We start from the raw sequence: 15,047 nt of genomic DNA, 5'->3' as shown, positions 1-15,047 counted from the left end.
CGGGGGCACGTGTTGTGCTGTTGGTCACGCAGGGGTGCGGCGTGTCGCTGCCTGCTCGATGTGGGTGTTGAGCCGGCTGATCAGGCGTAGGTGTCGTTCGGTCTCGGCGTCCCAGCCTCGGTCGGTGGCGTCCTGGGCGAGGGCGGCGGCATCGTCGCGCTGGGCGGTCAGGACGGGGATGTGCTCGATGGTGGTCCGGTAGGCGGGGCAGTGCTCGCACAGGTTGGCGTAGGCGCAGGGCCCTTGCGCCGGGGCGCGGAGGCAGTAGCCACCGGCCAGGGCGGTCTTGATGGTCGGCGTGGTGCGCCAGTCGTGGTCCTGGTCCGGCTCGTCGGTGGCGTGGTCGGGCGTGGGTAGGGGGCCCAGGCGCGACTTGGCCAGGCTGAGGGCGCGTTCGTACTCGGCGCGGACGGTGCTGTCGAAGAGACGGGCGTAGCGCAGGCTCATCTCGGCGCTGACGTGGCCGAGGATGACCATGAGGGCTTGCAGGGAGACGCCGGCGTTGACCAGGGCGGTGGCGTAGGTGTGCCGCAGCTGGTGGGGGGTGATGTGTCCGAGCCCGGCGGCGCCGGCGGCCCGGTCGAGCTCGGCGCGCAGCCGGGACTGGCTGAGCCGGTGGCCGTGTGCGGTGAACAGGAAGTCCGCGGGTCTTCCGGTGCGTGGGTGCGGGAGAGGTCGGCCGGGGCTGCGGGTGGTGCTGATGCGGTCGACCAGGGTGAGGGTCTCGGTGTCGATCGGGACCATCCGCTCGGTGTCCAGCTTGCCGAGGGGCACCTTGAGCCAGGAGCCGGCGCCGGGGACGTCGATGACGGCGTCGAGCTCGAGGTCGACCAGCTCGCCGATGCGGAGTCCGCAGGCGCGTTGCAGCAGGAGGGCGTCGGCGGCCAGCCGGTTGGGTGAGTCGGCCAGTGCCTGGGTCAGGGCCTGGTCGGCCGCGGGCGGGAGGAACCGGGGCAGGGGCTGGGGCAGGCGCGGGTTGTCCGAGGCGTAGAGCAGCTTGCGCAGCGGTGCTTCGGGCCAGTCCCACTCGGTGATGTCGGTGAAGAAGTTGGCCACTGCCAGGATCCGTCGGGCCTGCTCGGGCACGGACAGCAGGCCGCCGGACCTGGTGTTCTCGGTCCGGGTGAGCGCGACCAGCCACGGTTCGATGTGCGTGACCCGGTCCAGACCCGCGGGGGTGAGGTCCGCCTCGAGGGTGGTGACGAAGGTGCCGAAGTGGGCCAGGCGGGTCGCCAGGGAGGAGACGGTGGTCATCTTGCAGGTCACGGACTTGCGGTCCAGGTAGCGCACCAGGATCGAGTGCATCGGCTCGGGCACGCCGCCCAGGCGTCGGGCGAACGGCCAACGCTGCTCCCACGGCGCAGGTGGGGCGGGGAGGACGCCGTGGTGGAACAGCACGGTCCGGGTCGCGGTGGCGCAGGCACGGTAGTGCTTCCAGGTGCGTCCGGTGGCTTCCTGTCGTGCCTGGCCGGCGGCCGCGAGGGCGTCGAAGTCGTCGTGGGTGACCTGGTCCAGGCGTTTGCCGGTGGCGAACAGGACCCGGGCCATCACTTGGGAGGCCATGGCCGAGGCGACCCGTTCGGAGTAGCCGACGGCGCGGGCGGCGGTGATGAACTCCTGGACGTCCTGCCCGATCACGGTGCCGGGCAGGTCGCGCCACAGGGAGGAGAACTTGCGGTGCACCAGGTACTCCCACGAGGGCCGCAACCGCCCGGTGACGAGCAGGAACGTCAGGAACGGGCGGGTGGCGGTGCTTGCGGACAGCTGCACTCTCAGCGGCTCGGCCGCCCAGTCCTGCACGTACGGCCAGCGCCGCAGGAACGCTTTCGCCGCGCCCGTGAAGGCGCTGTTCCCGCGACCGGTGCGGCCCTGGTGGGCGTGGTAGGCGGCCAGCACCTCTCGTGGTGTCTCCGCACGGTCGTGCTGTTCAGCTGGACGTGTCGCGTTGCCGGGTGCGGGCAGCATCGTAGGAAGCCTTCACGTGGGTCGGGGCGAGGTGGATGTACCGGGCGGTGGTGTCGACGTGGGCATGCCCCAGCAGGGACTGCATGACGGCCAGGTCGACCCCGGCCTCGGCCAGCGCGGTACCGAACGTGTGCCGCAGCGCGTGCGGGGCGCCGGCGCCGACCCCGCTGCGGGCGCGGTGGTAGCGGAAGATCGTGCGCAGCCCGGCCGGGGTCAGCGGATGACCTCGGGTAGGGCCCTTGGCCACCACGAACAACGACGGGCTGGGCGTGTCCGGGCGCTCGGTGAGCAGGTAGGCGTTGATCGCCGCGGCGAGGTCCCCGTCCAACGGGACCCGGCGGTCCTTGCCGCCCTTGCCGTGCACCAGCAACCACCGGCCGCCGATGTCGACGTCGGTCACGGCCAGGGCCAGCACCTCGCACGAGCGCAGCCCGCAGTACAGCATCAGCCCGGCGATCGCCAGGTCCCGTCGGCTGCGCAGGCTGGCCAGCAGCGCCCTGGTCTCGGCCGGCGTCAGGGCCCGAGGCAGTCGTCGCGGGGTCCGTAAGCGCAGCCGGGACCGGGGCGCGGGTCGACGCTTGGTGTGGGCCAGCAACCCGGAGCGTTCACCTTGGGCGAACCAGCTCGAGGGCCGTCCCTTGGGCACTGGAGAGACCCGGCCGGGCTCACGCATCGCCAGGTACTCATACATCCCCGCCACGGCGGCCAGGCGCAGGTTCACCGAGGCCGGGGCAAGGCGGTCGGTGCGGCGCCCGGTCAGGTCGAGCACGTTCGGTCCGCCCCGACCGGCCACGACCTGCTGGCGGCACGCGGACAAGAACGAGAGCAGATCATCAGTGCTCACCGCCTCGATGTCCGTGCCCGTGCGGTAGGCCCAGCGGCAGAACGCCACCAGCCCGAAGCCGTACGTGCGCACGGTGCGAGGCGAGTAGTTCCGGTCAACCAGGTACCCCAGGTAGGCGTTGGGGACGGCGACGAGCTCGGGCCGGGTGGGACAGAACAGCTCCCAGCGCTGCTCGACCTGGCGAAGACTGACAGCACCGGCGTCGGTGTCCATGCCTCATACCTACGCCTCCGCACCGCCCGAAGCGAACACCCCCACTGCGAGGTCGGCCACCTCCAGGACGTCCCTGCCGGGGCGATTGGCCGGTTAACAGGCACGACCCCACCCGGCCCATCGACTGACGGATCCCCAGGTCGGCGCACAACGTGGTGAACGAGGTCGCCGTGTAGGTCGACCCGCGGTCGGTGTGGAACACGAGACGTTCGGCCTGGTCCTCTCGCCAGATCGCCTCCTTGCCGCCGCGGGCCGTCACGGCCATCCGGATCGCCGCGCACGCCAGCTCAGCGTCGGGGTGGGCACTGGTCGCCGCGCCGAGCAGCCGGCGGGAGTACAGGTCGATGACGGTGGCCAGGTACAGCTTGCCCTCGGCCGTCGGGATCTCAGTGATGTCACCGACCCACCTGCAGTTCGGCGCTGGCGCGGTGAAGTCCCGGCACAGCAGGTCCGGGAACGGCTTCTTGGTCTTGTCTTGCCTGGTCAAGCCACCGCGCCGCTTGATGACGCGGGCGACCAGACCCTGGCGGCGCATCGATTCGGCGACCGTCTTCTCGCTGATCTCCCAGCCAGCGTCGCGCAGGTCGGCATGCAGGCGCGGGGAGCCGTGCAGCCCCTTGGCGTCCTTGAACGCGACCTTCACCGCGCGGTCGACGGAGTCGCGGCGCCGGTCGGTGTCGGTGAACAACCCGCTCGCGGCGCCCGGGCCGTTGGCGCGCTTGATCCACTTGTAGAACCACGCCAGGGAGACCCCTAGCAGGGCGCAGACGAGGGTGTGTGGCACGGCGTAGTTGGTCCTCTGGTCGGCGATGAAGCGTGCCACGCTCACTTCGTCGCCTCCAACACCGGCAGGACCACGGATCGCTTGAGGACATCACGCTCCATCCGCAGCTCGGCGTTCTCCGCGCGCAGACGCTTCAGCTCCTTGTGGTCGTCCTTGGACAGCTCGCCACGGCCCTCGCGTGCGGCGCGGGCCCGCTGGACCCAGTTGCCCAGCGTGCCCTCGTTCACACCGAGATCGCGGGCGACCTGCGCGATCGGCTTGTTCGTCTCCTCGACGATCCGGACCGCTCCCTCACGGAACTCCCGGTCGTACTTCTTCCTTGTCTCTGGCATCTCGATCCTCATTGTGGATGCCTCTACGCTCCGGGGGGAACCTCAGTGTCTTGGACGCCAGGTTGACGGCGACCTTGCTCCACCCGTGGATTTCCCCGTCGGCCAGCTCAAGCCGGAACGTGTGGCGGCTGAGGTCAGACATGGGCGTTCGGCACGTGGGACGCGGGGCTTAGTGCATTGCTGCACGCCCGAAGGGGGTGCAGGTGTGGTGCGGACCCACGAAGGGGCCACCGAGGCGAGCTTGCTGTCCACCCGGCTGCCGACTGCCCCAGCGTGGCCTGCCAGACCTTGTCCGTGCCTCAGTCCACTACTACAACACCTACGAGGAGCTCGAGCAGCTCCTCGCCGCACTTCCCCGCCCCCAGCTGAGCCGGAGCACCCGACCCCCTTTTGCGCTGCAGAGGCACAGCGCCTCCACCCATAACGACGCACTCGCGAAAGGTGGCCATCGCGTGGGGGTTTGTGTCGGAGACCGAGGAAACTGACGGCATATCCGCAGGTCAGCGGCTTGTCTTGTGTCCGGAGGGGGACTTGCCCACATGGGACACACACCCTGGACATCCAGATCGGAGCGTAACCGCAGGTCAGAGGATCGTGCAACGCACACCCATTTCGACGGCACTCGGGTGAACCCGCGACTCGGACCGACGTCATGCCACGACGGGCGGGAGTGCCTCACTCCCCCGTCCGCTCCCCTGTGACCCATCGCTCCATGGCATGACGTCACGACCGTGAGGTACCCGACTTCGGAGCGCGCAGGTGCGTGACATCGCGACTCCGCCGATGTGCGCGCTCTTGCTAGATGGCATACACATGCACTAGCGGGGATGGCTATACCGTTGGTGGAGCGTCGGTCACAGAGCGAACCGTTGGCGGCCGACAGGACGCGCACGCGCCCGACGGTCACCTCGCACCCCGGTCTGGACCTCCTCGGCCTTGTCCCACTCATCACCCCTTCACCGGGCTCTTTCTCGGGCGGGTCTTGTGGGACACCCGCACAGAGATGCACTCGCTGACCTGCATCGTTCCCGTTCAAGGTTGGTCTTACGGGACACGCGGGGGCAACTGGGCATGAAGTCTGTCGGTGGCCTCTGAGATGATTGCTTCATGAGCGGAGACCAACAAGGAGGTGAACGTTCCCTCGCGCTGTTCCCGTGTGGACCCCCCAGCGCGCAACAGGCGACGGCTCACGTGCAGGACTCGCTGACAAATGAGCTGTCCCGCGCCCGGTAGGCCCATGAGTTCAGACCCATTGACCGTCCGCGAGTTGAGCGAGCGACCGTTCACGATCCACTCGCTCAACAACTACACGCATGTAGGCCTGACGAGCCTCATCGACCACCTAGACCTGAAACCGGAACAGGTGCAGAAGATTATCCGAGTCGGCCACTACGATCTGGTGGAGAAGTTTAAGGCCGCGGGCGTCGATTACTCAGAACTCCGCAATGCGCTTGTTCCGCAACCCGGCCGGCATGAGGCGGCCTTCATCTTCGACTCCACGCGCTCCGAAAAGGACATGTACGGCTACTTCTTTGCGGAGAAGTGGATCCCCGCGCTGAAGCAGCATGGGCCAGAAAAGACCGCGCTTCGCGTCGGCGACATCCTCATGCTGCCTAACGAGTTCGTCTGGCGAGAGCTAGATCGACACCTCGTGGGGCCAGCAGGGTTCCCGCGACAGCCGCACGATCAGTACTTCGTCGTCTACATGACGAACCTGTCAGCTGGCCAATTGCGGCACGTCGACGCAGCGCTCACCGGAGCGACCGAGGCGTACCTCGGCTACGTCGACTGCTCAACGTGGAACCCACTCAAAGCAGGGATGTATCTGCCGCAGGTCGGCTTACGTTTGCGCGATCACATAATCACCGAAATGGAGGACGATGGAACGGCAAATCAGGTTGGTTACCCGTGCGAAAATAGCGGGTTCCGGGTCGTCGGTATCGAGGAGTACCTCTACGGTCCGTACCTCGGGCATCGCCTGAACAATGGGGTGCCAGCCTGGGCAGATGAGGACAGTGCGCTTGCGTTGACTGTCCTTGGCGGTGACCGTCAGCCGGTCACGAGCACGGACGTGGTCATCGATGAGAAGCGAATCGAGTACCTCAAAGGTAACCATGGCTCGTCGCTGAGTCGAGCCAGGCTCGACGCGCTAGATAAGGATGCCCTCGCCGCGGCGATCAAGGCCAAGTTCACCAACGGTCTTGTCTACAACCTGCGATTCAAATCGGGCTCACGAGACGGTATGCTGGCGCCTGAGCTCGACGCGATGATGTACAGCGTCCAGGTGGAGTTTCCTGATGACGACGGTGAGATCAAGCGGTATCAGGTCGGCCTAAAGTACACGGCGGAAGCTCACACCACCGAGATAGTCACCTTCTACTAAAACAAGACCGCAGGGGGATCCCTTCGGACCGGCGACAAGCCGGCCCGCAACGGGTCGGCAGTGCTACCGCGTTCACCAAGGTGCGGCAGTTCGTCGTGGTCAGTCTTCGCGGAGGCTGGCGTCGACCTTGGTCCAAGCGGGCGGCCACCCAGGGACAGCCACACAGTTGAGTCCCGCAACCTTCCACTCGTCACCGCCGTCCACCTCGACAGCGACCGTGACCACTCTGGCCGATGCACCGGGAGCGAAGGAGCCGCCAGGAACGTCCTCCTCGACGAAGAGCGCAACGAGTTCCACACCTGGGCTCACTACCCGGGCGGCGGTTCCTGCGGCCAATTCCAGATCGCCTAAGTAGGCGAGCGACGCTCGTAAGTCGCGGGCAAGAACTCGCCGTAGATGGATGAAGAGATCGTGATCGCCGGTGCTTATCTCTCGGGCAAGGGCGTCGCGGGTCTTCCCCGCTGCGGCTGGGTGCTCCAGCACACCGGGGTTGGCCAGCATCCACCATTGCGTCAGCGCCAGCCGGTAGTCGCGGGTCGTGAAGGGCCAGAGAGCGTCGACATCGCCGCGTCGCAGGCTGCTGACCCAATGCAAAGCGACGCGCACCGCCGCAAGGTCGACTCCCTGAGGGTGGGGGTCCGCAGATTCAGGCTCCACTCTGGGTACCTCGCAGCCTCTTAACGTGACGCTCGTCAATCCAGATTGTTGGTTGCCATCTGCCAGGCTCTCTACTCGACACGCCGACGAGTCTTCCGGAGTAGGAAGGGGCGACGTGCGGTGCCGGCCAGCGCTCGACAGCTTCCCCGGTTGAGGATGGTCTTACGGGACGATGGCTGCGGGATGGCACGGCGCGCTTCAGAGCCCGGGTGAGGGTCGGACCAGCGGGTATTGCATGTGGCCCGTCTCGCGGCGAAAGGGCGCGTTGGCGCGGTATCGGGCAGGGGGCCGGTGCGAGTTGGGAGTCGCGACGGGCTGGGCGCGGCCCCGGTCTCGGCTCAGCCGCCGTGGTCAGGTGTGTGTTGGTCCCCCGACTCGTGCCAGGTTAGTGTGTCTGCCACTCGGTGCCCGTGGCGGTGAGAATGTCGCGGGCGGTGTCGGTGAGCGGGTCGGCGGCGGTGTGCTCGTGACCGGCGATGTCGATGGTGATCTGCTGCAGCGGGCGTAGTGCTCGGACGATCTTGCGGATGCTGATCCCGGTGCTGTCCTGTAGGTGACGGGCGATGGCCAGGGCGGCCATGACCACGGTGAGGTGGGCCTCGATCGCGTCACGCTCGTGATGGAACACCGGGCGGGCGGCCAGGTCGCTCTTGGACAGCCGGAACGAGGCCTCGACCTGCCACAACGAGTGGTAGGAGGCGATGACCTCGCCGGCGGGCATCACGTCGGCGGGCAGGTTGGTGACGTATCCCTTGAGCCCGACGAGGCGCCTGGCGCGGGCCAGCGCTGCCTCATCCAGCTTCGTCGAGCCGTTCTTGGTCTTGACGAACCTGGGTGCGCGGGCGGCCTTCTCACCAGCGACGACGGCCTCGGCCCGGTTCTCCTGCAGGGTGAGCGTCTTGGCGTCACGGGCGGCGCGCTTGGCGGAGTAGGCCCACACGGCCCGCCACGATCGCTCGTGCACCGTGGGGTCCCAGACTGTGGTTCCCCCCAGATCGTGGAGGGTTTCGGGCTACGCGGCGTCCGGGACGGACGCTGCGGTGGACTGCTCGTAGTTGACGGGTGACATCATGCCAGCCGCGCTGTGGCGGCGCTGGTGGTTATAGAACCCGTAAGCCCAGTCGATGACGACCGCGCGGGCCTGGGCGCGGGTGTCGAACTCGTGCCGGGAGAGAACTTCCCACTCCAGGGATGAGAAGAACGCCTCCGCGGCTGCATTGTCGAAGCATTATCCGGTTAATCGGGGCCTTGGTGGGGGCGCGGGGGCACGTGTTGTGCTGTTGGTCACGCAGGGGTGCGGCGTGTCGCTGCCTGCTCGATGTGGGTGTTGAGCCGGCTGATCAGGCGTAGGTGTCGTTCGGTCTCGGCGTCCCAGCCTCGGTCGGTGGCGTCCTGGGCGAGGGCGGCGGCATCGTCGCGCTGGGCGGTCAGGACGGGGATGTGCTCGATGGTGGTCCGGTAGGCGGGGCAGTGCTCGCACAGGTTGGCGTAGGCGCAGGGCCCTTGCGCCGGGGCGCGGAGGCAGTAGCCACCGGCCAGGGCGGTCTTGATGGTCGGCGTGGTGCGCCAGTCGTGGTCCTGGTCCGGCTCGTCGGTGGCGTGGTCGGGCGTGGGTAGGGGGCCCAGGCGCGACTTGGCCAGGCTGAGGGCGCGTTCGTACTCGGCGCGGACGGTGCTGTCGAAGAGACGGGCGTAGCGCAGGCTCATCTCGGCGCTGACGTGGCCGAGGATGACCATGAGGGCTTGCAGGGAGACGCCGGCGTTGACCAGGGCGGTGGCGTAGGTGTGCCGCAGCTGGTGGGGGGTGATGTGTCCGAGCCCGGCGGCGCCGGCGGCCCGGTCGAGCTCGGCGCGCAGCCGGGACTGGCTGAGCCGGTGGCCGTGTGCGGTGAACAGGAAGTCCGCGGGTCTTCCGGTGCGTGGGTGCGGGAGAGGTCGGCCGGGGCTGCGGGTGGTGCTGATGCGGTCGACCAGGGTGAGGGTCTCGGTGTCGATCGGGACCATCCGCTCGGTGTCCAGCTTGCCGAGGGGCACCTTGAGCCAGGAGCCGGCGCCGGGGACGTCGATGACGGCGTCGAGCTCGAGGTCGACCAGCTCGCCGATGCGGAGTCCGCAGGCGCGTTGCAGCAGGAGGGCGTCGGCGGCCAGCCGGTTGGGTGAGTCGGCCAGTGCCTGGGTCAGGGCCTGGTCGGCCGCGGGCGGGAGGAACCGGGGCAGGGGCTGGGGCAGGCGCGGGTTGTCCGAGGCGTAGAGCAGCTTGCGCAGCGGTGCTTCGGGCCAGTCCCACTCGGTGATGTCGGTGAAGAAGTTGGCCACTGCCAGGATCCGTCGGGCCTGCTCGGGCACGGACAGCAGGCCGCCGGACCTGGTGTTCTCGGTCCGGGTGAGCGCGACCAGCCACGGTTCGATGTGCGTGACCCGGTCCAGACCCGCGGGGGTGAGGTCCGCCTCGAGGGTGGTGACGAAGGTGCCGAAGTGGGCCAGGCGGGTCGCCAGGGAGGAGACGGTGGTCATCTTGCAGGTCACGGACTTGCGGTCCAGGTAGCGCACCAGGATCGAGTGCATCGGCTCGGGCACGCCGCCCAGGCGTCGGGCGAACGGCCAACGCTGCTCCCACGGCGCAGGTGGGGCGGGGAGGACGCCGTGGTGGAACAGCACGGTCCGGGTCGCGGTGGCGCAGGCACGGTAGTGCTTCCAGGTGCGTCCGGTGGCTTCCTGTCGTGCCTGGCCGGCGGCCGCGAGGGCGTCGAAGTCGTCGTGGGTGACCTGGTCCAGGCGTTTGCCGGTGGCGAACAGGACCCGGGCCATCACTTGGGAGGCCATGGCCGAGGCGACCCGTTCGGAGTAGCCGACGGCGCGGGCGGCGGTGATGAACTCCTGGACGTCCTGCCCGATCACGGTGCCGGGCAGGTCGCGCCACAGGGAGGAGAACTTGCGGTGCACCAGGTACTCCCACGAGGGCCGCAACCGCCCGGTGACGAGCAGGAACGTCAGGAACGGGCGGGTGGCGGTGCTTGCGGACAGCTGCACTCTCAGCGGCTCGGCCGCCCAGTCCTGCACGTACGGCCAGCGCCGCAGGAACGCTTTCGCCGCGCCCGTGAAGGCGCTGTTCCCGCGACCGGTGCGGCCCTGGTGGGCGTGGTAGGCGGCCAGCACCTCTCGTGGTGTCTCCGCACGGTCGTGCTGTTCAGCTGGACGTGTCGCGTTGCCGGGTGCGGGCAGCATCGTAGGAAGCCTTCACGTGGGTCGGGGCGAGGTGGATGTACCGGGCGGTGGTGTCGACGTGGGCATGCCCCAGCAGGGACTGCATGACGGCCAGGTCGACCCCGGCCTCGGCCAGCGCGGTACCGAACGTGTGCCGCAGCGCGTGCGGGGCGCCGGCGCCGACCCCGCTGCGGGCGCGGTGGTAGCGGAAGATCGTGCGCAGCCCGGCCGGGGTCAGCGGATGACCTCGGGTAGGGCCCTTGGCCACCACGAACAACGACGGGCTGGGCGTGTCCGGGCGCTCGGTGAGCAGGTAGGCGTTGATCGCCGCGGCGAGGTCCCCGTCCAACGGGACCCGGCGGTCCTTGCCGCCCTTGCCGTGCACCAGCAACCACCGGCCGCCGATGTCGACGTCGGTCACGGCCAGGGCCAGCACCTCGCACGAGCGCAGCCCGCAGTACAGCATCAGCCCGGCGATCGCCAGGTCCCGTCGGCTGCGCAGGCTGGCCAGCAGCGCCCTGGTCTCGGCCGGCGTCAGGGCCCGAGGCAGTCGTCGCGGGGTCCGTAAGCGCAGCCGGGACCGGGGCGCGGGTCGACGCTTGGTGTGGGCCAGCAACCCGGAGCGTTCACCTTGGGCGAACCAGCTCGAGGGCCGTCCCTTGGGCACTGGAGAGACCCGGCCGGGCTCACGCATCGCCAGGTACTCATACATCCCCGCCACGGCGGCCAGGCGCAGGTTCACCGAGGCCGGGGCAAGGCGGTCGGTGCGGCGCCCGGTCAGGTCGAGCACGTTCGGTCCGCCCCGACCGGCCACGACCTGCTGGCGGCACGCGGACAAGAACGAGAGCAGATCATCAGTGCTCACCGCCTCGATGTCCGTGCCCGTGCGGTAGGCCCAGCGGCAGAACGCCACCAGCCCGAAGCCGTACGTGCGCACGGTGCGAGGCGAGTAGTTCCGGTCAACCAGGTACCCCAGGTAGGCGTTGGGGACGGCGACGAGCTCGGGCCGGGTGGGACAGAACAGCTCCCAGCGCTGCTCGACCTGGCGAAGACTGACAGCACCGGCGTCGGTGTCCATGCCTCATACCTACGCCTCCGCACCGCCCGAAGCGAACACCCCCACTGCGAGGTCGGCCACCTCCAGGACGTCCCTGCCGGGGCGATTGGCCGGTTAACAGGCACGACCCCACCCGGCCCATCGACTGACGGATCCCCAGGTCGGCGCACAACGTGGTGAACGAGGTCGCCGAGTAGGTCGACCCGCGGTCGGTGTGGAACACGAGACGTTCGGCCTGGTCCTCTCGCCAGATCGCCTCCTTGCCGCCGCGGGCCGTCACGGCCATCCGGATCGCCGCGCACGCCAACTCAGCGTCGGGGTGGGCACTGGTCGCCGCGCCGAGCAGCCGGCGGGAGTACAGGTCGATGACGGTGGCCAGGTACAGCTTGCCCTCGGCCGTCGGGATCTCAGTGATGTCACCGACCCACCTGCAGTTCGGCGCTGGCGCGGTGAAGTCCCGGCACAGCAGGTCCGGGAACGGCTTCTTGGTCTTGTCTTGCCTGGTCAAGCCACCGCGCCGCTTGATGACGCGGGCGACCAGACCCTGGCGGCGCATCGATTCGGCGACCGTCTTCTCGCTGATCTCCCAGCCAGCGTCGCGCAGGTCGGCATGCAGGCGCGGGGAGCCGTGCAGCCCCTTGGCGTCCTTGAACGCGACCTTCACCGCGCGGTCGACGGAGTCGCGGCGCCGGTCGGTGTCGGTGAACAACCCGCTCGCGGCGCCCGGGCCGTTGGCGCGCTTGATCCACTTGTAGAACCACGCCAGGGAGACCCCTAGCAGGGCGCAGACGAGGGTGTGTGGCACGGCGTAGTTGGTCCTCTGGTCGGCGATGAAGCGTGCCACGCTCACTTCGTCGCCTCCTTCACCCACAGGACCACGGATCGCTTGAGGACGTCACGCTCCATCCGCAGCTCGGCGTTCTCCGCGCGCAGACGCTTCAGCTCCTTGTGGTCGTCCTTGGACAGCTCGCCACGGCCCTCGCGTGCGGCGCGGGCCCGCTGGACCCAGTTGCCCAGCGTGCCCTCGTTCACACCGAGATCGCGGGCGACCTGCGCGATCGGCTTGTTCGTCTCCTCGACGATCCGGACCGCTCCCTCACGGAACTCCCGGTCGTACTTCTTCCTTGGCTCTGGCATCTCGATCCTCATTGTGGATGCCTCTACGCTCCGGGGGGAACCTCAGACCGGCTCGGCGCGCTTCTTGGTGTCGTTGGCGCTGCGGGCAGCGGTGGTGGACACCCGCGGGGTGATGGTGTCGATGATCTGCCCGTCGGTGAATGCGTCTCCGTGCCAGCGGAAGTGGGACGCCAGGTCATTGGGTGCCTTGGCGGCTCGGGAGCCGACGATGAACCGCAGGTGCGCGGCGTCGAGGTCCTTGAGGTTTGACGCGGACAGCATCCCGGCGTCGGCGACGATGACCATGTCGGCCAGCCCGTGACGTTCCTGGAACGCGCGGATGATCGGCAGGATGGTGGCGGTCTCGGCCTGGTTTCCTTCGAAGCAGCCGACCTCGAGGGGGAATCCGTTCCGGTCCACGAGCAGCCCGACGACAATTTGTGGGTCGACCCGGCGTTCCTTGCTGAATCCGACCTTGCGCAGGTCGTCCTCCTTCTCGGCCTCGAAGTACAGCGTGGTCACGTCGTACAGGCACAGCGTCAGGTCACCGTGCGCGGCGGCGTGGGCGAAGCAGGCGGCGGCGATCTGGTCGCGGTAGCCCCACGCCTGGGCGCGGGCCAGGGACCGGAACATCGTGCGCAGCGAGACGTGCGGGACGCCGAGCTCATCGAGAACGCGGACCGAGTCGGCCTTGCTGGTCGGCTCTATGACCCGGGCCAGGACCAGCTGCTCGAACGCCGCGTCGCCCAGCACGTCGAACCCCAGTCGGGCGTAGGCGCTGGACAGCACGTGCCACAGCAGCGCGCTGGACTTGCCCGTGATCATCGACTGCCCCGCCGGCACCGAGCCCGCGGTCAGGTCCAGCTCTCCCTGCCCAGGAAAGATCTTGCGTCGAGCCGCCTCCAGCAGCGCGGTCAGCTCGGCATCGTCGTGGGCCGACCCCAGGTGCTCAAGGACCTTGTCCCGACCGCCCTGGCGCTCAGCGATCTGCACCGCCGTCGCCCCGGACGCGGTCCGGACCTTGCGAACGAACACCACCCGACGAGCCTATCGACCCGAATTAGTGTGTCGCCGCCCTTCAGCGCGAGCCGCTGACCAGCAGCAACGTCACACCAGGTCGCGACTCAACCGAAAGTGGCACGAGTCAGGGCGAAAGGGCGCGTTGGCGCGGTATCGGGCAGGGGGCCGGTGCGAGTTGGGAGTCGCGACGGGCTGGGCGCGGCCCCGGTCTCGGCTCAGCCGCCGTGGTCAGGTCTGTGTTGGTCCGTCCTGGTTGGTCTCGCGGCCCACCGGCTGGACTGCCTCGCTGGTGTGGGTGTAGGCGGCGTCGCGCACGTCGTCGTAGTCTTCCAGGCCCGCGCCGAGGGCGCCGCCGACCGTGGCGATCGTCGCCGTGAGCCAGGCAAGGCGCCCGTACTCCGCTGCGCCAAGTGCCGTGCCCGCCGAGGTGGCATACACCGATCCCTGGACGAGGAGCAGCGCGCCGAGCCATGCCAGGACGAACAGCGCGAGGTAGTAGACCAGCACGCCGATGACGACGGTCGCGAGGGTGGCGAGATTGAAGAGGACCACCTGCTCGCGTTCCCGGCGGTGCCGTGCGCGTTCCCACAGGCCGCCGCCGAGGACGAGCGCGAGGGTGAGGGCGCCGACCGACAGCACCCCGAGGCCGGTGAGTCTGAGCGACCCGTAGGAGGCGGACAGCGACCACAGGTCGGAGGTGACGAGCGCCGCGACGCCGCTGGCGGCGGCGACGGTGAGCGAGCGCGACAGTCGGAGGGCGAGGCGCCATGGTTGGTTCGCGCGCACCATCCCGAGCAGAACCCAGAGGTTCCCGCCGAGCACGCGGGCTGCGAACTCCACCGCGTTGTCACCCGGATGGTCCTTGGTGTCGGCCGCGAGCTGACGCAGCCGCCGATCTGGCGAGCGCCCTTCGGCCTCCGCGCCGAGCAGCGTGGTCACGACACCGACGACGGTCTCCTCCGCCCGCCGCTGTACTCGCACTGGTCCTAGCGCCGGGACGGAGACCAGGCCGACGCCGTGCACCGGGCTGGTGACGACGGCGAGGGTGCGGTGCCCGTCGCGTAGTGGGGAGTCGGTCAGGACGATGGCGAGGTCCCAGTCCGCGTCGAGCATGCGGTCCCGGGTCTCCTCGAGGAGCTCGGTGCGGCCGGCCGGTGGCCGGGTGAGGACCTCGTGGACTACGGACACCGTCCACCGGGTGTCGGGAAAGCGGGCGGCCAGGCGCTCGGGCAGGGTTGTCTCGAGTGCCGAGCGCACGAGCTCGGCCGCGCGGGGTTCGAGCACGACACCGAGGTGGAGCGTGAGCGGGGGGGCGGGGGCGGCTGAGCGGGATGTGGCATGGGCCAAGTCTCGGGGATCGCGATGACGGCGGGGGGATCGATGCCCGTGCCGGTGCGATCAGGGTCATCCAGCGGCGAGGGCCGGCGGTGCCGTAGCCCCTGTACGGGATCGGTGGGGCCTGTTGACGAGGT

General features: G+C 69.0%; 11 protein-coding genes and 3 pseudogenes. 1 reads left to right on the top strand and 13 read right to left on the bottom strand.

Annotation, left to right across the window (positions count from 1 at the left end):
- Positions 1-24: 24 nt before the first annotated feature.
- From ACWHYA_RS13090 to ACWHYA_RS13075, 4 genes are read right to left on the bottom strand one after another with little or no spacing between them, the layout of a single operon-like run.
- Positions 25-1,965 carry a tyrosine-type recombinase/integrase gene (locus tag ACWHYA_RS13090; RefSeq protein ID WP_425943978.1) on the bottom strand — a complete coding sequence of 647 codons (1,941 nt, stop codon included), beginning with the start codon at positions 1,963-1,965 and terminating at the stop codon, positions 25-27.
- Positions 1,928-3,022, bottom strand: a complete 1,095-nt coding sequence (locus ACWHYA_RS13085) for a tyrosine-type recombinase/integrase (protein WP_425943976.1) — start codon at positions 3,020-3,022, stop codon at positions 1,928-1,930. The genes ACWHYA_RS13090 and ACWHYA_RS13085 overlap by 38 nt, the downstream gene beginning before the upstream one ends.
- A complete protein-coding gene (locus ACWHYA_RS13080; protein WP_425943974.1) occupies positions 2,904-3,845 on the bottom strand; it encodes an IS3 family transposase in 942 nt (313 codons plus the stop codon). Before ACWHYA_RS13080 ends, ACWHYA_RS13085 begins: the two co-directional genes overlap by 119 nt.
- Positions 3,846-3,847: 2 nt before the next feature.
- Entirely contained in the window at positions 3,848-4,138 is a 291-nt protein-coding gene (locus ACWHYA_RS13075; RefSeq protein ID WP_425943984.1) for a transposase, read from the bottom strand.
- A gap of 1,267 nt (positions 4,139-5,405) precedes the next feature.
- Between ACWHYA_RS13075 and ACWHYA_RS13070 the strand changes: the two genes are divergently transcribed.
- Positions 5,406-6,521 carry a hypothetical protein gene (locus ACWHYA_RS13070; RefSeq protein ID WP_425943982.1) on the top strand — a complete coding sequence of 372 codons (1,116 nt, stop codon included), beginning with the start codon at positions 5,406-5,408 and terminating at the stop codon, positions 6,519-6,521.
- 99 nt (positions 6,522-6,620) lie between these two features.
- Here ACWHYA_RS13070 and ACWHYA_RS13065 read toward each other — a convergent pair whose 3' ends face one another.
- The 9 genes and pseudogenes from ACWHYA_RS13065 to ACWHYA_RS13025 all read right to left on the bottom strand — a co-directional run bounded on the left by ACWHYA_RS13065 (position 6,621) and on the right by ACWHYA_RS13025 (position 14,859).
- On the bottom strand, positions 6,621-7,022 hold the full coding sequence (locus ACWHYA_RS13065; RefSeq protein ID WP_425943980.1) for a hypothetical protein: 402 nt from the start codon (positions 7,020-7,022) through the stop codon (positions 6,621-6,623).
- 541 nt (positions 7,023-7,563) lie between these two features.
- A pseudogene (locus ACWHYA_RS13060) lies at positions 7,564-8,157 on the bottom strand (IS1634 family transposase); the annotation flags it as partial.
- A 33-nt stretch (positions 8,158-8,190) separates the two neighbouring features.
- Positions 8,191-8,388, bottom strand: a pseudogene (locus ACWHYA_RS13055) (IS3 family transposase); the annotation flags it as partial.
- A 74-nt stretch (positions 8,389-8,462) separates the two neighbouring features.
- Positions 8,463-10,403, bottom strand: coding sequence for a tyrosine-type recombinase/integrase (locus ACWHYA_RS13050; RefSeq protein WP_425943978.1), 1,941 nt, complete (start codon positions 10,401-10,403; stop codon positions 8,463-8,465).
- Positions 10,366-11,460 carry a tyrosine-type recombinase/integrase gene (locus ACWHYA_RS13045; protein ID WP_425943976.1) on the bottom strand — a complete coding sequence of 365 codons (1,095 nt, stop codon included), beginning with the start codon at positions 11,458-11,460 and terminating at the stop codon, positions 10,366-10,368. Before ACWHYA_RS13045 ends, ACWHYA_RS13050 begins: the two co-directional genes overlap by 38 nt.
- A complete protein-coding gene (locus tag ACWHYA_RS13040; protein WP_431472898.1) occupies positions 11,342-12,289 on the bottom strand; it encodes an IS3 family transposase in 948 nt (315 codons plus the stop codon). Before ACWHYA_RS13040 ends, ACWHYA_RS13045 begins: the two co-directional genes overlap by 119 nt.
- Positions 12,286-12,576 (bottom strand): transposase, encoded by a 291-nt coding sequence (locus ACWHYA_RS13035; protein ID WP_431472899.1) that lies wholly within the window; start codon positions 12,574-12,576, stop codon positions 12,286-12,288. Before ACWHYA_RS13035 ends, ACWHYA_RS13040 begins: the two co-directional genes overlap by 4 nt.
- Before the next feature lie 45 nt (positions 12,577-12,621).
- A pseudogene (locus ACWHYA_RS13030) lies at positions 12,622-13,593 on the bottom strand (IS1634 family transposase); the annotation flags it as partial.
- A 210-nt stretch (positions 13,594-13,803) separates the two neighbouring features.
- Complete coding sequence (locus ACWHYA_RS13025; protein WP_425943970.1) at positions 13,804-14,859, bottom strand: hypothetical protein; 1,056 nt, start codon at positions 14,857-14,859, stop codon at positions 13,804-13,806.
- Positions 14,860-15,047 lie beyond the last annotated feature (188 nt).

The organism is Ornithinimicrobium carbonis, from assembly GCF_977012275.1.
Note: the sequence above shows the minus strand (reverse complement) of the source record. Positions and strands in the feature narration are given on the sequence as shown.

Excerpts from the sequence above, each read along its gene's own strand:
- ACWHYA_RS13090 (WP_425943978.1), bottom strand. The coding sequence starts at position 1,965 with ATGCTGCCCGCACCCGGCAACGCGACACGTCCAGCTGAACAGCACGAC.
- ACWHYA_RS13085 (WP_425943976.1), bottom strand. The coding sequence starts at position 3,022 with ATGGACACCGACGCCGGTGCTGTCAGTCTTCGCCAGGTCGAGCAGCGC.
- ACWHYA_RS13075 (WP_425943984.1), bottom strand. The coding sequence starts at position 4,138 with ATGCCAGAGACAAGGAAGAAGTACGACCGGGAGTTCCGTGAGGGAGCG.
- ACWHYA_RS13065 (WP_425943980.1), bottom strand. The coding sequence starts at position 7,022 with ATGCTGGCCAACCCCGGTGTGCTGGAGCACCCAGCCGCAGCGGGGAAG.
- ACWHYA_RS13050 (WP_425943978.1), bottom strand. The coding sequence starts at position 10,403 with ATGCTGCCCGCACCCGGCAACGCGACACGTCCAGCTGAACAGCACGAC.
- ACWHYA_RS13045 (WP_425943976.1), bottom strand. The coding sequence starts at position 11,460 with ATGGACACCGACGCCGGTGCTGTCAGTCTTCGCCAGGTCGAGCAGCGC.
- ACWHYA_RS13035 (WP_431472899.1), bottom strand. The coding sequence starts at position 12,576 with ATGCCAGAGCCAAGGAAGAAGTACGACCGGGAGTTCCGTGAGGGAGCG.